We start from the raw sequence: 19,606 nt of genomic DNA on the forward strand, positions 1-19,606 counted from the left end.
TTCAGACCTCGGAATGGGGGGACAGGCGAGTGATGGCGCCGCGACCGATCAGCAGCGCCAGGGCTTGGCTCGGCTCGAACGCCGGATCGACAGCCAAGGCATTGGCCGCGGCGGCTTGCAGTGGCTGCGAGTGGCGCAGGGCGTGGATGAAGCAGGCGACCCCGGCGTCGATGGCGAACACCTCGACCTCCAGGTCGTGACGCAGCACCAGGGCGTCTTGTCCTTGGCACAGGTCGATGCTCTTTAGGTCGACGCCTTGCCAGTCGCCATCGCCCTGGTGGGCGGCCCATACATCGACCACCGGATAGGGCGAGTTCAGCAGGCTGAGCGAGGGATGCAGTTCCAGGCGCAATTGCCCCAGCGTTTGCGGCTCGGCCATGGCCGTCGCGAGCTGCGCCAGTGGCACCGGGCAGGTGTCGGCGGCGTGATAGGCGGTGATCCGCAGGCGTTCCAGGCGCGCGACATCGGCCAGGTAAGGCACGCCGGCGGCGGGAGGGAAACCGCCGATGAAATCGGCGAAGTCATGGCCATAGTCGCTGAGCACGGCGCTGGTGGGCGGGAAGCGCCTGACGTAGAGCGCGGCCATGGCCCGGAAGAACTCATCGCCCACCAGTTGCGCCACCACCGGATAGGCATCGGCAAGGGCGTTGATCAACGAGCTCTGCACATTGTTGCGGTACACCGCGAAGCGGCTGGCCGGGTCGGCGCCGTTGCCGCAGTACAGGTCCGCAGGGCAGGGTTGCTCGGAGTCGAACAGGGCGCTGGCGAAGCTGGCTTGTGTGTTCACGGCAGCCTCCTGGCGCATTGCAGCAGCTCATCCGCCTGGCGTACTTCAGCGTGCAGCACGGAAAACGCCGGCACCTGGTTGTCGCGCTCGATCAGGGTCGCGGTCGCTCCGATCCGTTCCAGCAGCCGCAGGTACAGCGCCCATACGGCGTTATCGATCGGCGCGCCGTGATCGTCGATCAACAGCCGGTCGCCCAGGCTGTCGGTGTCTTCGGCAAACCCGGCCAGGTGGATCTCGCCCACCGCGTGCAGCGGCAGGGCATCGATATAGGCCAGCGGGTCGCGCCGGTGGTTGATGCACGACACGTAGACATTGTTCACGTCCAGCAACAGGCCGCAGCCGGTGCGGCGTATCACCTCGCGGATGAATTCGGCCTCGGCCATGCTCGACTGGCGAAACTCCAGGTAGGTCGCCGGGTTCTCCAGCAGCATGGGGCGGCGCAATGTGCTCTGCACCTGGTCGATGTGTTCGCAGACGCGGTTCAGGGTCGGCCGGTCATAGGCCAGGGGCAGCAGGTCATTGAGAAACACCGGGCCATGGCTGGACCAGGCCAGGTGTTCGGAAAAGGACTGGGGTTGATACCGCTCGATCAGCACGGCCAGGCGTTTCAGGTGCTGTTGGTCCAGCGGACCTTCGGCGCCGATCGACAGGCCGACGCCGTGCAGCGACAGCGGATACTGTTCGCGGATCAGCCCCAGGTAGTGATGGAACGGCCCGCCAGCGACCATGTAGTTTTCCGCATGGACTTCAAAGAAGCCGATATCGGGCTGTTCCTTCAGGACCTGGCGAAAGTGCTCGGTCTTGAGCCCCAGCCCGGCGCGTTGCGGCAGGCTGGAGACGGTCGCCTGAGTGGCGGGATGGAGGGGGAGTGGTACGGCCATGTTCATCATCGACACTCAGGCAGGTTGCTTACGACTTGGCTTTGTAGGCTTGCAGTTGGCCGAAACCGGTAGGCGAGGTGCTGCTGGCGGTTTTCTCGCAGGTGCCTTTAGGAACCAGCTTCCAAGCGTTGGCCTGGTGGTCGACCTTGGCGGTACCGGCACAGGTGGTGCCCGCGCCTGCCGCGCAATCGTTCTTGCCTTTCATGGCGACGCCAAAGCATTTCTCCATGTCGTCGGCGGCCTGGGCGGTGGTCGGCAGCGCGGCGATGCTCAAGGCAGAACCGAGGGCCAGGGCCAGGGCGGCGGCGGACAGGGTGCGAGTGGTAGCGGTCATGGTGTTTCTCCAGAAAAGGTAGTGGTGTAGGCAGGCATTCGTGCCTGCTTACCCCTCTAGAGAAAGGTCGCTGGGGTTTGTTACAGCCCAGGCGAAAAAAATCCAGTTGTAGCCGCTGCCGCAGGCTGCGATCGGGGCAACGCCCCGCAAAGGCTGAGCACTCGGAAGGCTCGGTACACCGCGCTGCCAGTGATTGCGAGGGCTTCGCCGTCGATCGCAGCCTGCGGCAGCGGCTACAGGAGGGGAGATTTCCAGGCGAAAAAAAACGGCCCCGCAGGGCCGTTCTTGTTTGCAGCAAGTGCTCAGCCGCCCAGATAGGCTTCGCGCACCTTGGGGTCGGTCAGCAGGGCTTCGCCGGTGCCTTGCATCACCACCCGACCGTTTTCCAGTACATAGGCACGGTCGGCGATCTTCAGCGCCTGGTTGGCGTTCTGTTCCACCAGGAACACCGTCACGCCGTCACGGCGCAGCTGTTCGATGATGTCGAAGATCTGCTGGATGATGATCGGCGCCAGGCCCAGGGACGGTTCGTCGAGCAGCAACAGCTTGGGCTTGCTCATCAGCGCGCGGCCGATGGCGAGCATCTGCTGTTCGCCGCCGGACATGGTGCCGCCGCGTTGGTTGAAGCGTTCCTTGAGGCGCGGGAACAGGCCCAGGACCTTGTCCATCTGCTCCTGGTAATCGCCCTTGTCGGTGAAGAACCCGCCCATGGCCAGGTTCTCCTCCACGGTCAGGCGGGCGAATACCCGACGACCTTCCGGCACCACGGCAATGCTCTTGCGCATGATCTGCGCCGAGGTCTGCCCCACCAGCTCTTCACCCAGGTAACGGATGCTGCCGCTGTGGGCCTGCGGCGAACCGCAGAGGGTCATCAGCAGGGTGGATTTGCCGGCGCCGTTGGCACCGATCAAGGTGACGATCTCGCCCTGGCGGATCTCGACGTTGACGCTGTGCAGCGCCTGGATCTTGCCGTAGAAGGTGGAAACGTTTTCGAACTGCAGCATTTACGCTTCCCCCAGGTAGGCTTTGATCACTTCAGGATTGTCGCGGATCTGTTCTGGCGTGCCGTCGGCCAGGGGCGTGCCCTGGTTGATCACGACGATGTGGTCGGAAATGCTCATGACCAGCTTCATGTCGTGTTCGATCAGCAGCACCGTGGCGTTGTGCTCTTCGCGCAACACGCCGATCAGCGCCTTGAGGTCTTCGGTTTCCCGCGGGTTGAGGCCGGCGGCCGGTTCGTCGAGCATAAGGATCCGCGGACGGGTCATCATGCAGCGGGCGATTTCCAGGCGCCGTTGCTGACCGTAGGCCAGGGTGCCGGCGGGACGGTTGGCGAACTCTTTGAGGTTGACCTTTTCCAGCCAGTACTCGGCGTATTCCATGGCCTCGCGCTCGCTCTTGCGAAACCCCGGGGTCTTGAACAGGCCGGCCAGGAAGTTGGTGTTCAGGTGACGGTGCTGCGCGATCAACAGGTTCTCGACCGCGGTCATGTCCTTGAACAGCCGCACGTTCTGGAAGGTGCGTACCACGCCCTTGAGGGCGATCTTGTGCCCGGGCAGGCCCTGGATCGGCTCGCCGTCGAGCAGGATGCTGCCGGCGGTGGGCTGGTAGAAGCCGGTCAGGCAGTTGAACACCGTGGTCTTGCCGGCGCCGTTCGGGCCGATCATCGATACCACTTGTTTCTCTTTGACGGTCAGGGCCACGCCGTTGACCGCCAGCAGGCCGCCAAAGCGCATGCTCAGGCCCGTTACTTTGAGGATCTCACGGCTCATTTGCGCAGCTCCATGTGGGGACGTTGCATGGGCAGCAGGCCTTGAGGACGCCAGATCATCATCAGCACCATCATGGCGCCGAACATCAACATGCGGTATTCGCTGAATTCGCGCATCAGTTCAGGCAGCAGGATCATCACGGTGGCCGCCAGGACCACGCCCAACTGCGAGCCCATGCCGCCCAGCACGACGATGGCGAGGATGGTCGCGGACTCGATGAAGGTGAAGGACTCCGGCGTCACCAGGCCCTGGCGCGCGGCGAAGAAGCTGCCGGCGAAACCGGCGAAGCAGGCACCCAGGGTGAAGGCCGACAGCTTGATCACGGTCGGGTTCAGGCCCAGTGCGCGGCAGGCGATTTCGTCTTCACGCAGGGCTTCCCAGGCACGTCCCAGGGGCATACGCAGCAAGCGGTTGATGACGAACAGGGCGAACAGCGCCAGCAACAGCGCGACCAGGTAGAGGAAGATCACCTTGTTGATCGAGTTGTATTCGATGCCGAAGTACTCGTGGAAGGTCTGCATGCCCTCGGCGGCCCGGCGTTCGAAGGTCAGGCCGAAGAACGTCGGTTTATCGATGTTGCTGATACCGTTCGGACCACCGGTGAGGTCGGTCAGGTTACGCAGGAACAAGCGGATGATCTCGCCGAAGCCCAGGGTCACGATCGCCAGGTAGTCACCGCGCAGGCGCAATACCGGGAAGCCCAGCAGGAAGCCGAAAGTGGCCGCCATCAGGCCGGCGATAGGCAGGCAGATCCAGAAGCTCAAGCCGTAGTAGTGCGACAGCAGCGCGTAGCTGTAGGCGCCCACGGCGTAGAAGCCGACGTACCCCAGGTCCAGCAGGCCGGCCAGGCCGACTACGATGTTCAGGCCCAGGCCGAGCATCACGTAGATCAGCACCAGGGTGGCGATGTCCACCGCGCCGCGGGAGCCGAAGAACGGCCAGACCAGCGCACCGATGATCAACGCAATGATGATCCAGCGCTGGGTGGTCGGCAGGGTCAGGAAGTTGCTGGCCTTGGCCGGGATTACCGGCATATTGGGCGAGGACTTCCAGGCCGCGCTGATCTGCTGGTCGAACAGCACCCGCAGGAACATCAACACCGAACACGCGGCGATGATCATCAGGGTGGTGGGGCTGGTGCCATGGACTTCCAGGTTGATGCCGACGATGGTCAGTTTCAAACCGAGTATCGGGTAGGCGACGGCCCACACCAGCAAGGCGCTGAAGAACGCCTGTCGAAGATTCCTAGTCATACTTTCTCAACCTCCGGACGGCCCAGCAGGCCGGTTGGCCGGAACAACAACACCAGAACCAGCAGGCCGAACGCCACGACGTCCTTGTACTGGTCGCCGAAGATATCGGCACCGAAGGCTTCCGCCACCCCAAGTACCAGGCCGCCCAGCATGGCGCCCGGAATGCTGCCGATGCCGCCCAGTACCGCGGCGGTGAAGGCCTTGAGACCGACCAGGAAGCCGGCGTTGGGGTTGATCACGCCGTATTGCATGCTCAGCAGCACGGCCGCGATCGCTGCCAGCGCGGCACCGATCACGAAGGTCAGGGCGATGATGTTGTTGGTGTTGATACCCAGCAGGTTGGCCATCTTGATGTCCTCGGCGCAGGCACGGCAGGCACGGCCCAGGCGGGAACGGGAGATGAACAGGGTCAGGCCGAGCATGGCGATCAGGGTCACCACGAACACCACGATTTGCATGTAGGAGATCAGCACTTCATGTGCGCCACCTGGCCCGATGGAGAAGTTGCCCGGGATCAGGTTGGGGATGGATTTGTCCTTGGAGTCTTGCGCCAGCAGAACCGTGTTCTGCAGGAAGATCGACATGCCGATGGCCGAGATCAGCGGGATCAGACGGTTGCTGCCGCGCAGGGGGCGGTAGGCGATCCGTTCGATGCTGTAGCCGTAGGCACTGGTAACGACGATGGTCGCGATGAAGGCCGCGGTCATCAAGAGCGGGACGCTGTCGAGTCCCATCATGGTCAGGCCCGCGATGGCGATGAACGCCACATAGGAACCGATCATGTACACCTCGCCGTGGGCGAAGTTGATCATTCCAATGATGCCGTAAACCATCGTATAGCCGATGGCGATCAGGGCATACGTGCTGCCAACGGTGAGACCGTTAACCAGCTGTTGGAAAAAGTGATAGAGGTCAGGCATTACAGCGCTCCTAAAAACCTGATACGCATTTCACTGGTGGAGTCATTTTCCCGCCTGTGCCCCGTGGATCTGCATCCACTTCGGGTCAGGTTTTGCCAGCGAACCGCTGATGACGGTTTTGAGATTTTCAGGTGGGCGGGCTTCCGGATCACGGAAAACAGGCCCAATACGTTCGCAAAACAAAGCCCACGGCACGCCGTGGGCTTTATTGGCAGTCAGTCAGACAGGGCCTTATTGAGGCGAGACTTCGGTTTTAGGTTTGCCGAAGTGCCACTCGTAGACCACGAACTTGAAGTCTTTCAGGTCGCCCTTGGTGTCGAAGCTCAGGTCGCCGGTCGGGGTCTTGAACGTACCGGCGTGGATGGCTTCAGCCACTTTGGTGGCGTCTTCGGACTTGGCGGCCTTGATGCCTTCGGCAATCACTTGGACAGCCGAGTAGGAAGGGAACACGAACGGACCGCTCGGGTCTTCTTTCTTGGCCTTGAAGGCATCCGCCAGGGCCACGTTGGCCGGATCCTGGTCGAAGGATTTCGGCAGGGTCACCAGCAGGCCTTCGGAAGCGTCCTTGGCGATCTGCGAAATGGAGTCGTTACCCACGCCTTCCGGACCCATGAACTTGGCTTTCAGGCCTTTTTCCTGGGCTTGGCGCAGGATCAGGCCCAGCTCCGGGTGGTAGCCGCCGTAGTAGACGAAGTCGACGTTGGCTTGCTTGAGCTTGGCGATCATCGAGGAGAAGTCTTTGTCGCCGGCGTTGATGCCTTCGAACACGGCAACCTTGGTGCCTTTCTTCTCGAGGGTCTGCTTCACGGCGGTGGCGATGCCTTCACCGTACTGCTGCTTGTCGTGCAGCACGGCAACGATTTTCGGCTTCACGTGGTCGGCGATGTAGTTACCGGCGGCAGGGCCCTGGGCACTGTCCAGGCCGATGGTGCGGAACACCATCTTGTAACCACGGGTGGTGATGTCCGGGCTGGTGGCGGCGGGGGTGATCATGACCACGCCTTCGTCTTCGTAGATGTCCGAAGCCGGTTGAGTGGAGCTGGAGCACAGGTGACCGATCACGAACTTGACGCCGTCGTTGACGACTTTGTTGGCTACGGCGACGGCTTGTTTCGGATCGCAGGCATCATCGTATTCGACGGCCTGGAGCTGCTTGCCATCGACGCCGCCCTTGGCGTTGATTTGTTCGATGGCCATTTTGGCGCCACTGAACTGCATGTCGCCGTACTGGGCTACAGGGCCGGTCTTGGGGCCGGCGATGCCGATCTTGATGGTGTCAGCTGCGAACGAATGGCTGGCGACTCCGGCCAGAACCATAGCGGCAAACAGTTTGGAAATCTGCTTAGTAGCCTTATTCATAGTGCTCCACTCTTACTGTTGTAATTTTTATAGTCCTGGCGCCGTAGCAGCAGAACCGGGTCAGATATCTCTTGGATATCCCCGGAAAATGCCCCCGGCAACTGTACCGGTACAGTGTAGAGCGCCGATTGTTAGCCTGGGAAGCTGGCGCCAGGGGGCAAAATCAGGGGGTGTCGCTTTATTGAAAGAAAAAGACAGAATCGCGGCGGGGTTTTGACCGTATTCAGCGAGCAATCCCTGGCTCTCCTGCACTTCTCTATCGTTGACGCAATTGCAACCGGGTTTGTCTGCCAGAGCACCGACGTTATCATTGCGCCGATTTCTTTTCGGGACAGGCCCATGACTCAAGAACCTAGCACCCTCTATGCCAAGCTGCTTGGTGAAACCGCATCCATTACCTGGAAGGAGCTGGAACCGTTCTTCGCCAAGGGTGCCCTATTGTGGGTCGACGCCAGCCTGGATTTGATCGAGGCAGCCGAGGCCATGGCCGAGAACCAGGCCGAGAAAGTCTCTGCCTGGCTGGCCGCCGAGAAGGTGGGCAAGGTGTCTGCGACGCGGGCGCTGGATCTGGTGGAGCGCGATCCGCTGCTGTGGGCAGTGGTGGTTTCGCCGTGGATTCTGGTCCAGGAAAGGGCGCAGGGCGAAGACTGAGCACCAAAATAGTGCCTGGTTTTTCCGGTTGAAAGTGTGTAGCCGAGTAACCGCGATCAGGGTGATGGCAAGTTGCCCGTGGAGAAAGGCCCCACCCATTTCAGGCTGACGGTGACGTAAGCGGAATGGGAACAGTTTGCAAGGCAGCCCGAGGGCTGCCTGATTGTTTCAGGGGATTAACATCACTTCCCTGTAAACGCCATTTCCCCTGTAGGAGCGAAGCTTGCTCGCGATGGCGTCCAGCCAGTCGACATCGCTTCAGCTCGATGCCGCTGATCGCGAGCAATCGAGCGTCGACCGGCTGTTCCTACAGAAGAGGGGCAGCTGTTAGTAAGCCGTCCTGCCCGTATGGTTGTTCAGCGAGATCACCTTGGTCTTGCCGATGCGGTGGCGGTAGATCTCGCGCAGGTACTTGATGGCCTTCTTCACGCAATCGCGGGACAGGCGGATGTCGTTGATCGAGACGAACTTGTCCTTGTCGTTGATCAGCTCGCGGTACTTCTTCTCGTACATCGGCTTGATCGCGTACCAGTTGGTATCGAGGATCTTCGCCGGGTTCTCGAACTCGTTGAGCAACTCGTCGATACGGCTTTCATCGAATGCCTCGCTGACGATGAAGTCGAGGATCGAGTTGTCCAGGGTCTCGTCGAAGCGGTACGGGTTGCGGGCGAAGCAACGCTTGATAAAGGCCACGATCAGGGTCAGGAAGTCGTCCGACAGGCACGGGCTCTTGGCGATCAGGGTGGTCAGCGACAGGTTGGCCGAGGCGCCGATCACCAGGGCGTAACGCTTGAGGGTGGTATTGGGGAACAGGCTGTTGAGGTGGGTCTTGAGCCGGTTCAGGTCCATGTACGACAGCTTGTAGTCCTTGGGCAGGGAGACGATCGACACCACCGACGAGCAGTTCTTGAAGAAGTGCAGGTCGTGCAGCGCGGCGGCGTCGTAACCGGAAGCCTTGTATTGCTCCAGCGCCGCGCGATAACGCTTGGACTCGATCGGCAGCAGGCTGATGCCTTCGATGGCCTGGGTCACCTTGTTGAAGTGCGGCAGGTCGATGGAGCGGAAGAACAGGTCGTCGATGTTCAGGCGCTGCGGCTCTTTCTCGAACACCTTGAACTTGTCGCCGCTCGGCACCGGGGTTTCCGGGACCACGGACTCGGCATAGGCGATCGCCACCGGGCCGGCCAGGCTCATGAACAGGTCGTTGGCATCCAGGCGGATGGTCTCGCCGATGTCGATGCCGGCGCGGCGGAAGTAGTTCTGGTCGTAGTCGGTGGTCACCGCCTGGGCGGTGAGGATGTTGAAGATCTGCTGGGAGATGTACTGGTTGGCGTGCTTCTCCATGGCATTGACGTCGATGTTCTGGATGTTGCCGTCATCGCTTTCTTCGGCATAACGCATGATGTCGTTGGAAATCAGCATCATCGCGTTCCATGGGCGGATGCGCCCCATGACGCTGGCTTCGCTGCTGTCTTCGTTATCGAAGTTGTAGGAGAAGTCCCATTCTTCCGACAGGTATTTGCACAGCAAGCGTCCGGCGTTGATGTGCAACGCTTCGGACATTTCGCTGCGGTGATCGGAGATGTTCGGCAGTACGCAGATGCCGCTGGTGAAGATCGGCTCGAAGACGAAGGAGTGGCCGCTCTTGCTGTCGTGCTCGTCGATTGGCTTGGTGTCGAACGTCTTGTTCATGTACGAGTACTGCTGGGCCAGGCCGAACTCCGAGGCCATGCCCGAACCGGTACCGCCGCCGGCGCTGAAGATCGAGAAGTACAGGCGCGACTGGTTGGCCTTGATGCCGCAGGAGTCGATCAGGTACGAGTGGATCATTTTCCAGTCGGGGCTGGAGAAGCGCTGCGTGTCCTTGTTGAGGATGATCTTGGCCAGGTACTGGCCGAGGATCGGCGCGTTACCGGCGCCGCCGGCATGGACTTCCGAGAGGTCCATGATCTTCATTTTGCTGTAGTCGCGGATGAAGCCGCTTTTTTCGCCCTTGCGCGAGAAGCGGATGCGCCCGGCGATGTCCTTGTCCAGGTCGCCCAGCATCACCAGCGGCTCGACCAGGAACACCGGTTTGCTGGCCTTGCTCTGGCCCAGGCGCAGGTTGTGGCGGATCCACTGGGCGGGGCTGTAGCCCTTGTCGGCATAGGCCTTGTCGTCGGTGTTGAATTCGTTGAGGTAGAACTTGCGGGCGTTGTACACCAGCTCCGCCACATCCAGGGCGATGTTCGACCCGCAGCGGCCCAGGCCGATCAGGCAGACCGAGGGAAACTCCTGCTCGCGGCGTGACTCGAGTTCGTCTTCCAGGTGCGGCGCGCGGGGAAATACCGAGTCGCGCAGGCCGTCGAGGTTGTCGAGGATGCGGTCGGTGTTGGTTTCGGTGAAGTAGAGGTATTGCTGGGGCGCCTGTGGGCGCGAGCTGGACAATGGCTTCGAATCTGAAAAGCTCTGGCTGCCCGGGGTCAGCGTCAGTTCGGATACTGCGTTGGCAGAATTGTTTTTAGAAGTCATTGTGCGCCGTGTGTCTGGACTGGTCGGCTCGGTGACAAGGTGTCAAAGAGCCATCAAGTGGGATCTCGCGACTTTACAGCGCGATATTGGCCCCAGCGATAGGGATAAGTCTGATGGCCGCTAGGGGGAATCCTTTCCTAAGCTCAGATAAATCGGCCAGTTTTTGGTGATCTTTAATCAAAAGGAGGCAAGATGATGGCAACGTTACCCACCCTAGGGTTCGCCGGTATTGGCCTGATGGGCTTGCCCATGTGTCGCCGTCTGCTGGCGGCGGGTTATCCCCTGGTGGTGTGGAATCGCAACCGGGAAAAATGCGCGCCGCTGCTGGAGGCGGGCGCGCGACTGGCGCAGACCCCGGCCCGGCTATGCGAGGCAGCGGACCTGGTGCTGCTGTGCCTGGCCAATACCGAGGTGGTGCGCGAGGTGGTGTTCGGTGCCGAGGGTATCGCCCAGGGAGCCCGGGCCGGCCAACTGCTGGTGGACCTTTCCAGCCTGGAGCCGACCGCCACCCGGGAAATGGCCGCGCAACTGGCCAGCAGCACCGGCATGGGCTGGGTCGATGCCCCGGTGTCCGGCGGCACGCCCGGTGCCGAGGCCGGCAGCCTGGCAATCATGGTCGGCGGCGAGGCGGCGGATATCGAACGGGTGCGCCCGGTCCTGCTCAATCTGGGGCAACGGGTGACTCATATGGGCGGCGTCGGCGCCGGCCAGGTGACCAAGGCTTGCAACCAGATGATCGTCGCCTGCAATGCCCTGGTGATCGCCGAAGTGGTGGCGCTGGCCGAGCGTTCCGGGGTCGATGCGTCATTGCTGGCCGAGGCGTTGGCCGGTGGTTTCGCCGATTCCAGGCCGTTGCAGATTCTCGCCCCGCAGATGGCCGAAAGCCGCTTCGAACCGATCAAATGGCATGTGCGCACCCTGCTCAAGGATCTGGACGGGGCGGTGAAGTTCTCCCGCGAGCAGGGCTCGGCCACGCCGATCAGCGGATTGGCTGCACAACTGATGCGCCTGCATGGCGGCCAGGGCTATCTGGAGCAGGATCCCGCGACCCTGATCCGCCTGTATCGCGAACCGGCGTCAGAGGGCTGACCGCGGCGACGGCGGGCAGCATGCGCTGCTCGATCTCGTCGATCACCCCGGGCAACTCTTCCAAGGGTAGCGCCCGGCTGAGCAGGTAACCCTGGATGAAGTCGCAGCCGTATTGGGCGAGGAACTCGTACTGCTGCAGGCTCTCGACGCCTTCGGTCACCACCTGCAGGTGCAGGGTATGGGCCATGACGATAATCGCCTGGACGATTTCCTTGTCCTGGGTCGACTGGGGCACGTCCTGGATGAACGAGCGGTCGATCTTCAGGGTGTTGAGCGGCAGGCGCTTGAGGTAGGCGAGGGACGAATAACCCGTGCCGAAGTCGTCGATCGACAGCGACACCCCAAGATTGCGGATCTGCCGCAACAGGGCCACGGTGCTGTCGATGTTACCCATCAGGGCGTTTTCCGTGACTTCCAGTTCCAGGCGCTGGGGCGCGACACCGGCGTTGCTCAGGGTGTTGGCGATCTCCTCGGCCAACTCCTCCCGCGCCAGGTTCAGGGCCGAACAGTTCACCGCGATTTTCATCTCGGCAAAGCCATGGCGGGACAGGGCGGCCAGGTCCTCGCAGGCCTTGCGCAGGACCCAGTTGTCCAGTTCGGCAATCAACCCGTTGGCTTCGGCGATCCCGATGAAACGATCCGGGGCCAGCAGCCCGTGCAACGGATGCCGCCATCGTACCAGCGCTTCGAGCTTGCTGACCTTGCGGCTGCCCAGGTCGTAGATGGGTTGGTAATACAGGGTCAATCCGGCTTCGTGGCGCAGGGCGTTGCGCAACTCTTCCTCCAGTTGCAGTTCCAGGCTCGCCCGGGTTTTCAGGTTGGTGCTGAAGAAATGCAGGCTGTTGCGACCGCTGCCCTTGGATTGATAGAGCGCCAGGTCGGCATGCTTGAGCAGTTCTTCGCAGGTTTCGCCATCGTCGGGAAAGACGCTGATGCCGATACTGGTGGTCATCACCATGCGCCGTCCTGCCAGCTCGATGGGCTCCTTCATCTTGCTCATGATGCGTTGCGCCATGTGCTGGGCTTCGTCGCGGTGGCTCAAGCTCATGAGGATGCAGAACTCGTCTCCACCGAAACGCGCCACCACGTCTTCATGGCTGCGGGTGGAGCTTTTGATATGGCCGGCAATCACCTTCAACAGTTGGTCGCCGGCATCGTGGCCGAGGCTGTCGTTGATCCGCTTGAAGTGATCGATGTCGAGGAACATCACCGCCAGCATGCCGCCCTGCACGGTCTTTTCGATGAGCTTTTCGGCGAACAGCTGATTGAAGCCACGACGATTGATCAGGTTGGTCAGGGCGTCGTAATGCGCCACCTGTTGCAACGCCACCCGAGCCTGGTCCAGTTGGCTCAACAGGGTGTTGACCCGGCGCAGGTCCTGTTCCTTGTGTTGGAGTTTCTTGTCCGCCAGGGCCGCGCTGATGCTGCTGCCAATGATCAACAGGGCGATGACGGCGATGGTCAGGCCCAGTTGCAAGGGGTTGTCGTCCACCGCTATCGAAGGCGTGCCCGCCACTGGCATCACCAGTTTCAGCGCCCACATGCCGGTGAAATGCATGGCGACTATGCCGCCCCCCAGCAGCAGGCTGGCCGCGTATTTGAGCAACTGGTGGAGCACGCCGCTGCCATTGCTCAGGTAGCGGGACAGCAGCAAGGCGACCAGGCTCGCGCTGATGGCGATGGCAATCGACAGGCCGAAGAGGTCGGGTTGGTAGTAGGCCGTGGCTTGTGAGCGCATGGCCGCCATGCCGACATAATGCATGACGCAGATGCCCAGGCCGATCCAGATCGACGCCAGCAGGTAGCGCCACAGTTGCAGCCGGGTATGGCTGAGGGTCTTCATCGCCAGCCAGGATGCAATCACCGCGATCAGCAGCGACAGCAGGGTCATCGGCAGGTCGTAATGGGTTTCGATGGGGATTTGCAGTGCCAGCATGCCAATGAAATGCATGGCCCAGATGCCGCCGGCCAGACAGAAGGCGCCGATCCAGCGCCAGCGTTGCTGGGCGGCTGCCAGGTCGACGTGGCGCACCCGTTCGGCCATATCCAGGGTGGCGAAGCTGCCAGCGCAGGCCACCAGATAGGCGAGGATCACCAGCACGGGGTTGTGGCTGCAGGTGAGTAATACCTGCCCGCCTTCGGGGAGCTCGGTAAAAAAATGCAGACCAAGCCATTCCATCGCAGGCCCCGTTTCTTGAGTCATCCAGGGCCAGCCCTGATGGCTGACCAATGGGACTGAGTATAGGAAGCCGAGGCAAGGCCGGAAGCGATGGTGGCAGATTGACTTAAATGATTTTGGAATTCAGCCCATAGCCAATCGAGCTAAGCGCTCTGTTCGAAGTACAGCGTCGGCTCCAGGGGCGCGAGCCCGAATGCCGCGCGCGCGGCGTCGCAATCGACGTTCTGTTGGCCATTTTCCCAGGACGCCTCGAACTCGCGGCAGGTGCTGGAACGCTGGTGATAGATCGAACAGCTGACTTCCTTGCCGACCTCACCGGTCAGCGCAGTGCAGCGGGTCGGCTTGCAATCGGTACCGAGCATGGCGACCCGGCTGGGGCTGATGGACGCCACCAGATCGTCGGGGACCGTACCGCCGGAAGAGGCGCATTCACCCCAGAAAAAAGACACACGAAAGTGTGAACAGCAGGCACCGCAATTCAGACACGGACTGGCTTCGGACATGGGCGTATTCAAAGGGGAGGAGGTTGATGAGGGGGGCAGCAAGGCCGCTATTCTAGGCTTCGCAACGGCCTTGGGAAGGGGGCGCGCGAGGTATTTTTCAGGCCCTGCGCAAGCCCTTGAAAAATCGAGCTTTAGCCCCGGTATCCGGGGACTTGCGGCGGTTTCGGCGGGGGGCGATGGCGTTGTTCGGGCGGCCGTCGAGCGCGGTTGACGACCTGTGCTTCGGATTGCCTGGTATCAGCCTTACGAATCATTACAGACAAGCGCGGCGGGGCTGACTAGATTGCAACTTCCAGGCTCGGTTGCGTCTGGCCGAATAACAATAAAGAGACCGACCCATGCAGAACTCGACCCAAGCGGCGAATGCCTGGCGCATTCTGTTCCTGTTGTTCCTGGCTAACCTGTTCAACTTCTTCGATCGCACCATTCCGGCCATCATCATCGAGCCGATCCGTATGGAGTGGCACCTGAGCGACTTCCAGATCGGCATCATCGGCACCGCCTTCACCATCGTCTACGCCATTGCCGGCCTGCCCCTGGGGCGCATGGCCGATACCGGCTCGCGCAGCAAACTCATGGGCTGGGGCCTGGCAGTGTGGAGCGGGCTGACCGCGGTCAACGGCCTGGTGGGCAGTTTCTGGAGTTTCCTGCTCGTGCGCATGGGCGTTGGCATCGGCGAAGCCAGCTACGCGCCGGCGGCCAACTCGCTGATCGGCGACCTGTTCCCGGCCCATCGCCGGGCCCGGGCCATGGGCATCTTCATGCTTGGCCTGCCGCTGGGCCTGTTGTTGGCGTTCTTCACCATCGGCGCCATGGTCAAGGCCTTCGACAGCTGGCGCGCGCCGTTCTTTATCGCCGCGGTGCCGGGGCTGTTGCTGGCGGTGTTCATGTTCTTTATCAAGGAGCCCAAGCGTGGGGCGGCGGAAGCCGTCAAGGTCTCCCAGGAGCGCGTCGACCGGCCGATCCGCCGGGTGTTGGCGATTCCGACCTTTCTCTGGCTGGTGCTGGCCGGGCTGACCTTCAACTTCGCCTCCTACGCCTGCAACTCGTTCCTGGTGCCGATGCTGCAGCGTTACTTCCTGATGCCCTTGCAGGAAGCCGCGGTAGCGACCGGGGTGATAGTCGGGGTGACCGGCCTGTTCGGCCTGACCCTGGGCGGCTGGGTCGCCGACAAGATTCACCAGCGTGTCGCCAATGGCCGGTTGCTATTCGCCGCCTTCAGCATGTTGATCTCGACCCTGTGCACCGCCTGGGCCCTGCATGCCGGGCGCATCGAGATCGGGGTGTTCGTCGCGGTGTTCAGTGTCGGCTGGCTGTTCGCCTACAACTTCTATACCTGTGTTTACACGGCGATCCAGGATGTGGTCGAACCACGTCTGCGGGCCACGGCCATGGCGCTGTTCTTCGCCGGCCTGTATCTGCTGGGCGGAGGCCTGGGGCCGGTGGTAGTGGGGGCGCTGTCCGATCACTTCGCCCATGCGGCGATGTACGCCGCCGGAGCCGGGCAGATGACCGAGGCGTTCAAGGCAGTCGGCCTGCATGACGCCATGTACCTGATCCCGGTGGCGTTGCTGTTGACCATGCTGTTCCTGTTCCTGGCCTCGCGCTGCTTCGTGCGCGATGCGCAGCGGATGAAGGACGGGTTGGTACCGGGCGAGCCGGCGGGGGCGGCGGTGGCGGCTTGAACAGTGCTTCTACAGAAGCAGATAAAAAAGGCCCGCATTGTGCGGGCCTTTTCATTTACTGGCAGAGCAGGGGGATCAGCCCGCCACCAATACCCGGATCGCTTCCAGGCGCAGCGCGGCTTTCTCAAGCATCGCCAGGCCTTGTTCGCGTTGTTGGCGCAGGGCCACCAGTTCGCTGTCGCGCACGGTCGGGTTGACCGCCTGCAACGCGGTCAGGCGCGCCAGTTCTTCGTCGGTGTCGGCGGCCAGGCGCCGTTGCGCCTCGGCCACGCGCTCGGCGTGACGCGGGGCGATCTTCGCTTCGCCGGCGTTGATCTTCGGCGTCAGCTGGTCGCGCTGGGCCTGGATGAACTTGTTGGCGCTGGCCCGTGGCACGCTTTCCAGCTGGTCGTTGAGGGTCTCGAAGGCGACGCGCGCCGACAGGTCGTTGCCGTTGGCGTCCAGCAGGCAGCGCAGGGCGGCCGGTGGCAGGTAGCGGCCCAGCTGCAGCGAGCGCGGTGCCACCACTTCACTGACGTACAGCAGTTCCAGCAACACGGTGCCGGGTTTCAGCGCCTTGTTCTTGATCAGCGCCACGGCGGTGTTGCCCATGGAACCGGACAGCACCAGGTCCATGCCGCCTTGCACCATCGGGTGCTCCCAGGTGATGAACTGCATGTCTTCGCGAGACAGCGCCTGGTTGCGGTCGTAGGTGATGGTCACGCCTTCGTCGTCGCCCAGCGGGAAGCTGGCGTCGAGCATTTTTTCGCTCGGCTTGAGGATCAGCGCGTTGTCCGAATGGTCTTCGCTGTCGATGCCGAAGGCGTCGAACAGGGTTTCCATGTAGATCGGCAGGGCGAACTGGTCGTCCTGCTCGAGGATCGCTTCCACCAGTGCATCGCCTTCGCCGGCGCCGCCGGAGTTGAGCTCCAGCAGACGGTCGCGGCCGGTGTGCAGCTCGGCTTCCAGGCGCTCGCGCTCGGTGCGCGCCTCGTCGATCAGCGCTTGCCACTCGCCGTCGTCGGCTTCTTCCAGCAGCGGCAGCAGGCGCGGGCCGAACTGATGCTGCAGGGCGTTGCCGGTCGGGCAGGTATTGAGGAAGGCGTTCAGCGCTTCGTGGTACCACTGGAACAGGCGCTCTTGCGGGCTGGTTTCCAGGTACGGCACATGCAGCTCGATCACGTGTTTCTGGCCGATCCGGTCAAGACGGCCGATCCGCTGCTCCAGCAGGTCCGGGTGCGACGGCAGATCGAACAGCACCAGATGGTGGGCGAACTGGAAGTTGCGACCTTCACTGCCGATTTCCGAGCAGATCAGCACCTGGGCGCCGAACTCTTCGTCGGCGAAGTAGGCGGCGGCGCGGTCGCGCTCGAGGATGTTCATGCCTTCGTGGAATACCGTGGCCGGGATACCGGAGCGCACGCGCAGGGCGTCTTCCAGGTCCATGGCGGTTTCGGCGTGGGCGCAGATCACCAGGACCTTGGTGCGCTTGAGCATTTTCAGCTGGTCGATCAGCCACTCGACGCGTGGGTCGAACTTCCACCAGCGTTCTTCTTCGCTGGCGTCCGGCTGGGCCTGGAAGCTGACTTCCGGGTACAGCTCGGCGTGCTCGCCCAGCGGCAGTTCCAGGTACTCGTCCGGGCATGGCAGCGGGTACGGGTGCAGCTTGCGTTCGGGGAAGCCTTGCACCGCGGCGCGGGTGTTGCGGAACAGCACGCGGCCGGTGCCGTGGCGGTCCAGCAACTCGCGCACCAGGCGCGCGCTGGCTTCAGTGTCGCCGTCGTTGACGGCGGCGAGCAGGGCTTCGCCTTCGTTGCCGAGGAAACTGTGGATGGTCTTGTGCGCTTCTGGCGACAGGCGTCCTTTATCCAGCAACTCCTGCACGGCTTCGGCCACCGGGCGATAGTTTTCGCTCTCGGCGCGGAAGGCGGCCAGGTCGTGGAAGCGGTTCGGGTCGAGCAGGCGCAGACGGGCGAAGTGGCTGTCCTGGCCCAGTTGTTCCGGGGTGGCGGTGAGCAGCAGGACACCGGGGATCACCTCGGCCAGCTGTTCCACCAGCGCGTATTCCGGGCTGACCTGGTCTTCGTGCCACACCAGGTGGTGCGCTTCGTCGACCACCATCAGGTCCCAGCCGGCGGCGAACAGCGCGTCCTGGGCCTTCTCGTCGTCCACCAGCCATTCCAGGGCCACCAGGGCGAGCTGGGTGTCTTCGAAGGGGTTGGCGGCATCGCTTTCGATAAAGCGTTCTTCGTCGAACAGCGCAACCTGCAGGTTGAAGCGCCGGCGCATTTCCACCAGCCACTGGTGCTGCAGGTTCTCCGGGACCAGGATCAGCACGCGGCTGGCGCGGCCCGACAGCAGCTGGCGGTGGATCACCAGGCCGGCTTCGATGGTCTTGCCCAGGCCCACTTCGTCCGCCAGCAGAACCCGCGGCGCGATACGGTCGGCGACTTCACGGGCAATGTGCAACTGGTGGGCGATCGGCTGGGCACGTACGCCACCCAGGCCCCACAGCGACGATTGCAGCTGGCGGCTGGTGTGTTCCAGGGTGTGGTAGCGCAGGGAGAACCAGGCCAGCGGGTCGATCTGCCCGGCGAACAGACGGTCGCTGGCCAGGCGGAACTGGATGAAGTTCGAGAGTTGGGTTTCCGGCAGGGTGACGACTTCGTTCTGCCCGTTGAGGCCGTGGTAGACCAGCAGGCCGTCGACGTCATCGACTTCGCGCACGGTCATTTTCCAGCCTTCGAAGTGGGTGATGGTGTCACCCGGGGAAAACCTCACGCGAGTGAGGGGCGCATTCCGTAGCGCATACTGGCGAGTGTCGCCAGTGGCCGGATAGAGCACGGTCAGCAAGCGGCCGTCCTGTGCCAGAACGGTGCCTAGACCTAGCTCGGCTTCGCTGTCACTAATCCAGCGTTGCCCCGGTTGATACTGCTGCGCCATGCTGCCTGACTCCCGCCTTGAAAAAGCCGACTATGTTAACGGATCGGCGGCCTCAGGCCAAAGGACTCTAACAAAAACAACTACGCTGGAAGGTAGCGTATCGGGCGCATTTGTCGGGGCTCGGGGCACTATCGGGTGACGACTGGGTCACAAGTTTGCGACCGATGGCTCAAGTCGCCCCCGCAGCAGCCGACAGCCTGCCGACAGGAGACCAATAATATGCTGCCCCCGATGTTGCCCTTGAGTGCCGTGCCCGTGACCTCCCAGCAGGATCCGATCCGGCCGCGCCCGGATATCCCGCCGGTGGTACCGGTGCAACAGAGTTCCAACGAAAGCACCATCGACCTGCACAAGCGTGATGCCGAACAGTCGGCGCTGCTGCTGCGCGAAGAACAGCAGCGCCAGCAGCAAAGGCACAAACGCCAGCGCGAAGCCGAGGCTGCGGACGATCCCGAACTGCACCTGGCCGTGCCCGGGGACGAGTTGAATGCCGACAACACCGTGCCGGTGGCGCCGCTGATCGAGGACGCGCCACGCCAGGGGCTGTGGGTCGACGTCGAGGTCTAGATGCTGTCCTTTAATGCCTGCAACAGTGGCGCGCAAGGGATCACAGGGTGCAATTCGCGCGATGCTGGCCAAACGGCGGCCCCCCTTTAATTGCGCTCAATATCCGCCGATCACTGGTCAGGCGCCGCGTCACGCCGCATTATTGGCAAACCCGCAAGGGCCGCAGCCGCGCTATCGCTATATAGAGGCTCCG

16 protein-coding genes are annotated in these 19,606 nt (G+C 62.4%); 4 read left to right on the forward strand and 12 right to left on the reverse strand.

What is annotated here, in order from left to right:
- Window position 1 precedes the first annotated feature (1 nt).
- The 8 genes from J4E58_RS27695 to J4E58_RS27730 form a co-directional block, all read right to left on the reverse strand.
- Entirely contained in the window at window positions 2-787 is a 786-nt protein-coding gene (locus tag J4E58_RS27695; protein ID WP_087089331.1) for a DNA-binding domain-containing protein, read from the reverse strand.
- Window positions 784-1,668: a DUF692 domain-containing protein gene (locus J4E58_RS27700; RefSeq protein ID WP_238437528.1), complete on the reverse strand. Its 885-nt coding sequence runs from the start codon at window positions 1,666-1,668 to the stop codon at window positions 784-786. Before J4E58_RS27700 ends, J4E58_RS27695 begins: the two co-directional genes overlap by 4 nt.
- A gap of 28 nt (window positions 1,669-1,696) precedes the next feature.
- Window positions 1,697-2,002, reverse strand: coding sequence for a DUF2282 domain-containing protein (locus tag J4E58_RS27705; RefSeq protein ID WP_007926622.1), 306 nt, complete (start codon window positions 2,000-2,002; stop codon window positions 1,697-1,699).
- A 302-nt stretch (window positions 2,003-2,304) separates the two neighbouring features.
- Window positions 2,305-3,006, reverse strand: a complete 702-nt coding sequence (locus J4E58_RS27710; RefSeq protein ID WP_007926621.1) for an ABC transporter ATP-binding protein — start codon at window positions 3,004-3,006, stop codon at window positions 2,305-2,307.
- A complete protein-coding gene (gene livG, locus J4E58_RS27715; RefSeq protein ID WP_009047385.1) occupies window positions 3,007-3,774 on the reverse strand; it encodes a high-affinity branched-chain amino acid ABC transporter ATP-binding protein LivG in 768 nt (255 codons plus the stop codon).
- Window positions 3,771-5,027 (reverse strand): high-affinity branched-chain amino acid ABC transporter permease LivM, encoded by a 1,257-nt coding sequence (locus J4E58_RS27720; RefSeq protein WP_007926619.1) that lies wholly within the window; start codon window positions 5,025-5,027, stop codon window positions 3,771-3,773. The genes livG and J4E58_RS27720 overlap by 4 nt, the downstream gene beginning before the upstream one ends.
- Window positions 5,024-5,947 carry a high-affinity branched-chain amino acid ABC transporter permease LivH gene (gene livH, locus J4E58_RS27725; protein WP_007926616.1) on the reverse strand — a complete coding sequence of 308 codons (924 nt, stop codon included), beginning with the start codon at window positions 5,945-5,947 and terminating at the stop codon, window positions 5,024-5,026. Before livH ends, J4E58_RS27720 begins: the two co-directional genes overlap by 4 nt.
- A 231-nt stretch (window positions 5,948-6,178) precedes the next feature.
- Window positions 6,179-7,306 (reverse strand): branched-chain amino acid ABC transporter substrate-binding protein, encoded by a 1,128-nt coding sequence (locus J4E58_RS27730; protein ID WP_007926614.1) that lies wholly within the window; start codon window positions 7,304-7,306, stop codon window positions 6,179-6,181.
- A 339-nt stretch (window positions 7,307-7,645) separates the two neighbouring features.
- On the opposite strand from J4E58_RS27730, the gene J4E58_RS27735 reads away from it, so the two are divergent.
- Window positions 7,646-7,957, forward strand: coding sequence for a DUF2288 domain-containing protein (locus J4E58_RS27735; RefSeq protein ID WP_007926613.1), 312 nt, complete (start codon window positions 7,646-7,648; stop codon window positions 7,955-7,957).
- Between the two features lie 327 nt (window positions 7,958-8,284).
- Here the strand turns inward: J4E58_RS27735 and J4E58_RS27740 are convergent, their stop codons facing one another.
- Window positions 8,285-10,468 carry a hypothetical protein gene (locus J4E58_RS27740; protein WP_087089220.1) on the reverse strand — a complete coding sequence of 728 codons (2,184 nt, stop codon included), beginning with the start codon at window positions 10,466-10,468 and terminating at the stop codon, window positions 8,285-8,287.
- Between the two features lie 192 nt (window positions 10,469-10,660).
- On the opposite strand from J4E58_RS27740, the gene J4E58_RS27745 reads away from it, so the two are divergent.
- Complete coding sequence (locus tag J4E58_RS27745) at window positions 10,661-11,557, forward strand: NAD(P)-dependent oxidoreductase (RefSeq protein WP_087089218.1); 897 nt, start codon at window positions 10,661-10,663, stop codon at window positions 11,555-11,557.
- Here the strand turns inward: J4E58_RS27745 and J4E58_RS27750 are convergent.
- The gene (locus tag J4E58_RS27750; RefSeq protein WP_087089216.1) at window positions 11,448-13,736 is read right to left on the reverse strand and encodes a bifunctional diguanylate cyclase/phosphodiesterase; all 2,289 of its coding nucleotides are present in this window, start codon (window positions 13,734-13,736) and stop codon (window positions 11,448-11,450) included. The genes J4E58_RS27745 and J4E58_RS27750 overlap by 110 nt on opposite strands.
- A gap of 143 nt (window positions 13,737-13,879) precedes the next feature.
- On the reverse strand, window positions 13,880-14,239 hold the full coding sequence (locus tag J4E58_RS27755; RefSeq protein WP_007926609.1) for a YkgJ family cysteine cluster protein: 360 nt from the start codon (window positions 14,237-14,239) through the stop codon (window positions 13,880-13,882).
- 338 nt (window positions 14,240-14,577) lie between these two features.
- On the opposite strand from J4E58_RS27755, the gene J4E58_RS27760 reads away from it, so the two are divergent.
- The gene (locus J4E58_RS27760; protein WP_087089212.1) at window positions 14,578-15,924 is read left to right on the forward strand and encodes an MFS transporter; all 1,347 of its coding nucleotides are present in this window, start codon (window positions 14,578-14,580) and stop codon (window positions 15,922-15,924) included.
- Window positions 15,925-15,999: 75 nt separating this feature from the next.
- Here J4E58_RS27760 and rapA read toward each other — a convergent pair whose 3' ends face one another.
- Complete coding sequence (rapA, locus tag J4E58_RS27765) at window positions 16,000-18,846, reverse strand: RNA polymerase-associated protein RapA (protein ID WP_007926606.1); 2,847 nt, start codon at window positions 18,844-18,846, stop codon at window positions 16,000-16,002.
- Window positions 18,847-19,065: 219 nt separating this feature from the next.
- On the opposite strand from rapA, the gene J4E58_RS27770 reads away from it, so the two are divergent.
- Window positions 19,066-19,413: a hypothetical protein gene (locus tag J4E58_RS27770; RefSeq protein WP_007926605.1), complete on the forward strand. Its 348-nt coding sequence runs from the start codon at window positions 19,066-19,068 to the stop codon at window positions 19,411-19,413.
- The last annotated feature ends 193 nt before the right edge of the window (window positions 19,414-19,606 follow it).

The organism is Pseudomonas sp. FW305-25, assembly GCF_017351415.1.
Taxonomy (GTDB): Bacteria; Pseudomonadota; Gammaproteobacteria; order Pseudomonadales; family Pseudomonadaceae; genus Aquipseudomonas; species Aquipseudomonas chlororaphis.

Bases quoted from the DNA above. Each gene is read 5' to 3' on its own strand.
- J4E58_RS27720 (WP_007926619.1), bottom strand. From the start codon at position 5,027: ATGACTAGGAATCTTCGACAGGCGTTCTTCAGCGCCTTGCTGGTGTGG.
- J4E58_RS27745 (WP_087089218.1), top strand. From the start codon at position 10,661: ATGATGGCAACGTTACCCACCCTAGGGTTCGCCGGTATTGGCCTGATG.
- J4E58_RS27760 (WP_087089212.1), top strand. From the start codon at position 14,578: ATGCAGAACTCGACCCAAGCGGCGAATGCCTGGCGCATTCTGTTCCTG.
- J4E58_RS27755 (WP_007926609.1), bottom strand. From the start codon at position 14,239: ATGTCCGAAGCCAGTCCGTGTCTGAATTGCGGTGCCTGCTGTTCACAC.
- J4E58_RS27740 (WP_087089220.1), bottom strand. From the start codon at position 10,468: ATGACTTCTAAAAACAATTCTGCCAACGCAGTATCCGAACTGACGCTG.
- J4E58_RS27750 (WP_087089216.1), bottom strand. From the start codon at position 13,736: ATGGAATGGCTTGGTCTGCATTTTTTTACCGAGCTCCCCGAAGGCGGG.
- J4E58_RS27700 (WP_238437528.1), bottom strand. From the start codon at position 1,668: ATGGCCGTACCACTCCCCCTCCATCCCGCCACTCAGGCGACCGTCTCC.
- J4E58_RS27730 (WP_007926614.1), bottom strand. From the start codon at position 7,306: ATGAATAAGGCTACTAAGCAGATTTCCAAACTGTTTGCCGCTATGGTT.
- J4E58_RS27710 (WP_007926621.1), bottom strand. From the start codon at position 3,006: ATGCTGCAGTTCGAAAACGTTTCCACCTTCTACGGCAAGATCCAGGCG.
- J4E58_RS27705 (WP_007926622.1), bottom strand. From the start codon at position 2,002: ATGACCGCTACCACTCGCACCCTGTCCGCCGCCGCCCTGGCCCTGGCC.
- J4E58_RS27770 (WP_007926605.1), top strand. From the start codon at position 19,066: ATGCTGCCCCCGATGTTGCCCTTGAGTGCCGTGCCCGTGACCTCCCAG.
- rapA (WP_007926606.1), bottom strand. From the start codon at position 18,846: ATGGCGCAGCAGTATCAACCGGGGCAACGCTGGATTAGTGACAGCGAA.
- livH (WP_007926616.1), bottom strand. From the start codon at position 5,947: ATGCCTGACCTCTATCACTTTTTCCAACAGCTGGTTAACGGTCTCACC.
- livG (WP_009047385.1), bottom strand. From the start codon at position 3,774: ATGAGCCGTGAGATCCTCAAAGTAACGGGCCTGAGCATGCGCTTTGGC.
- J4E58_RS27735 (WP_007926613.1), top strand. From the start codon at position 7,646: ATGACTCAAGAACCTAGCACCCTCTATGCCAAGCTGCTTGGTGAAACC.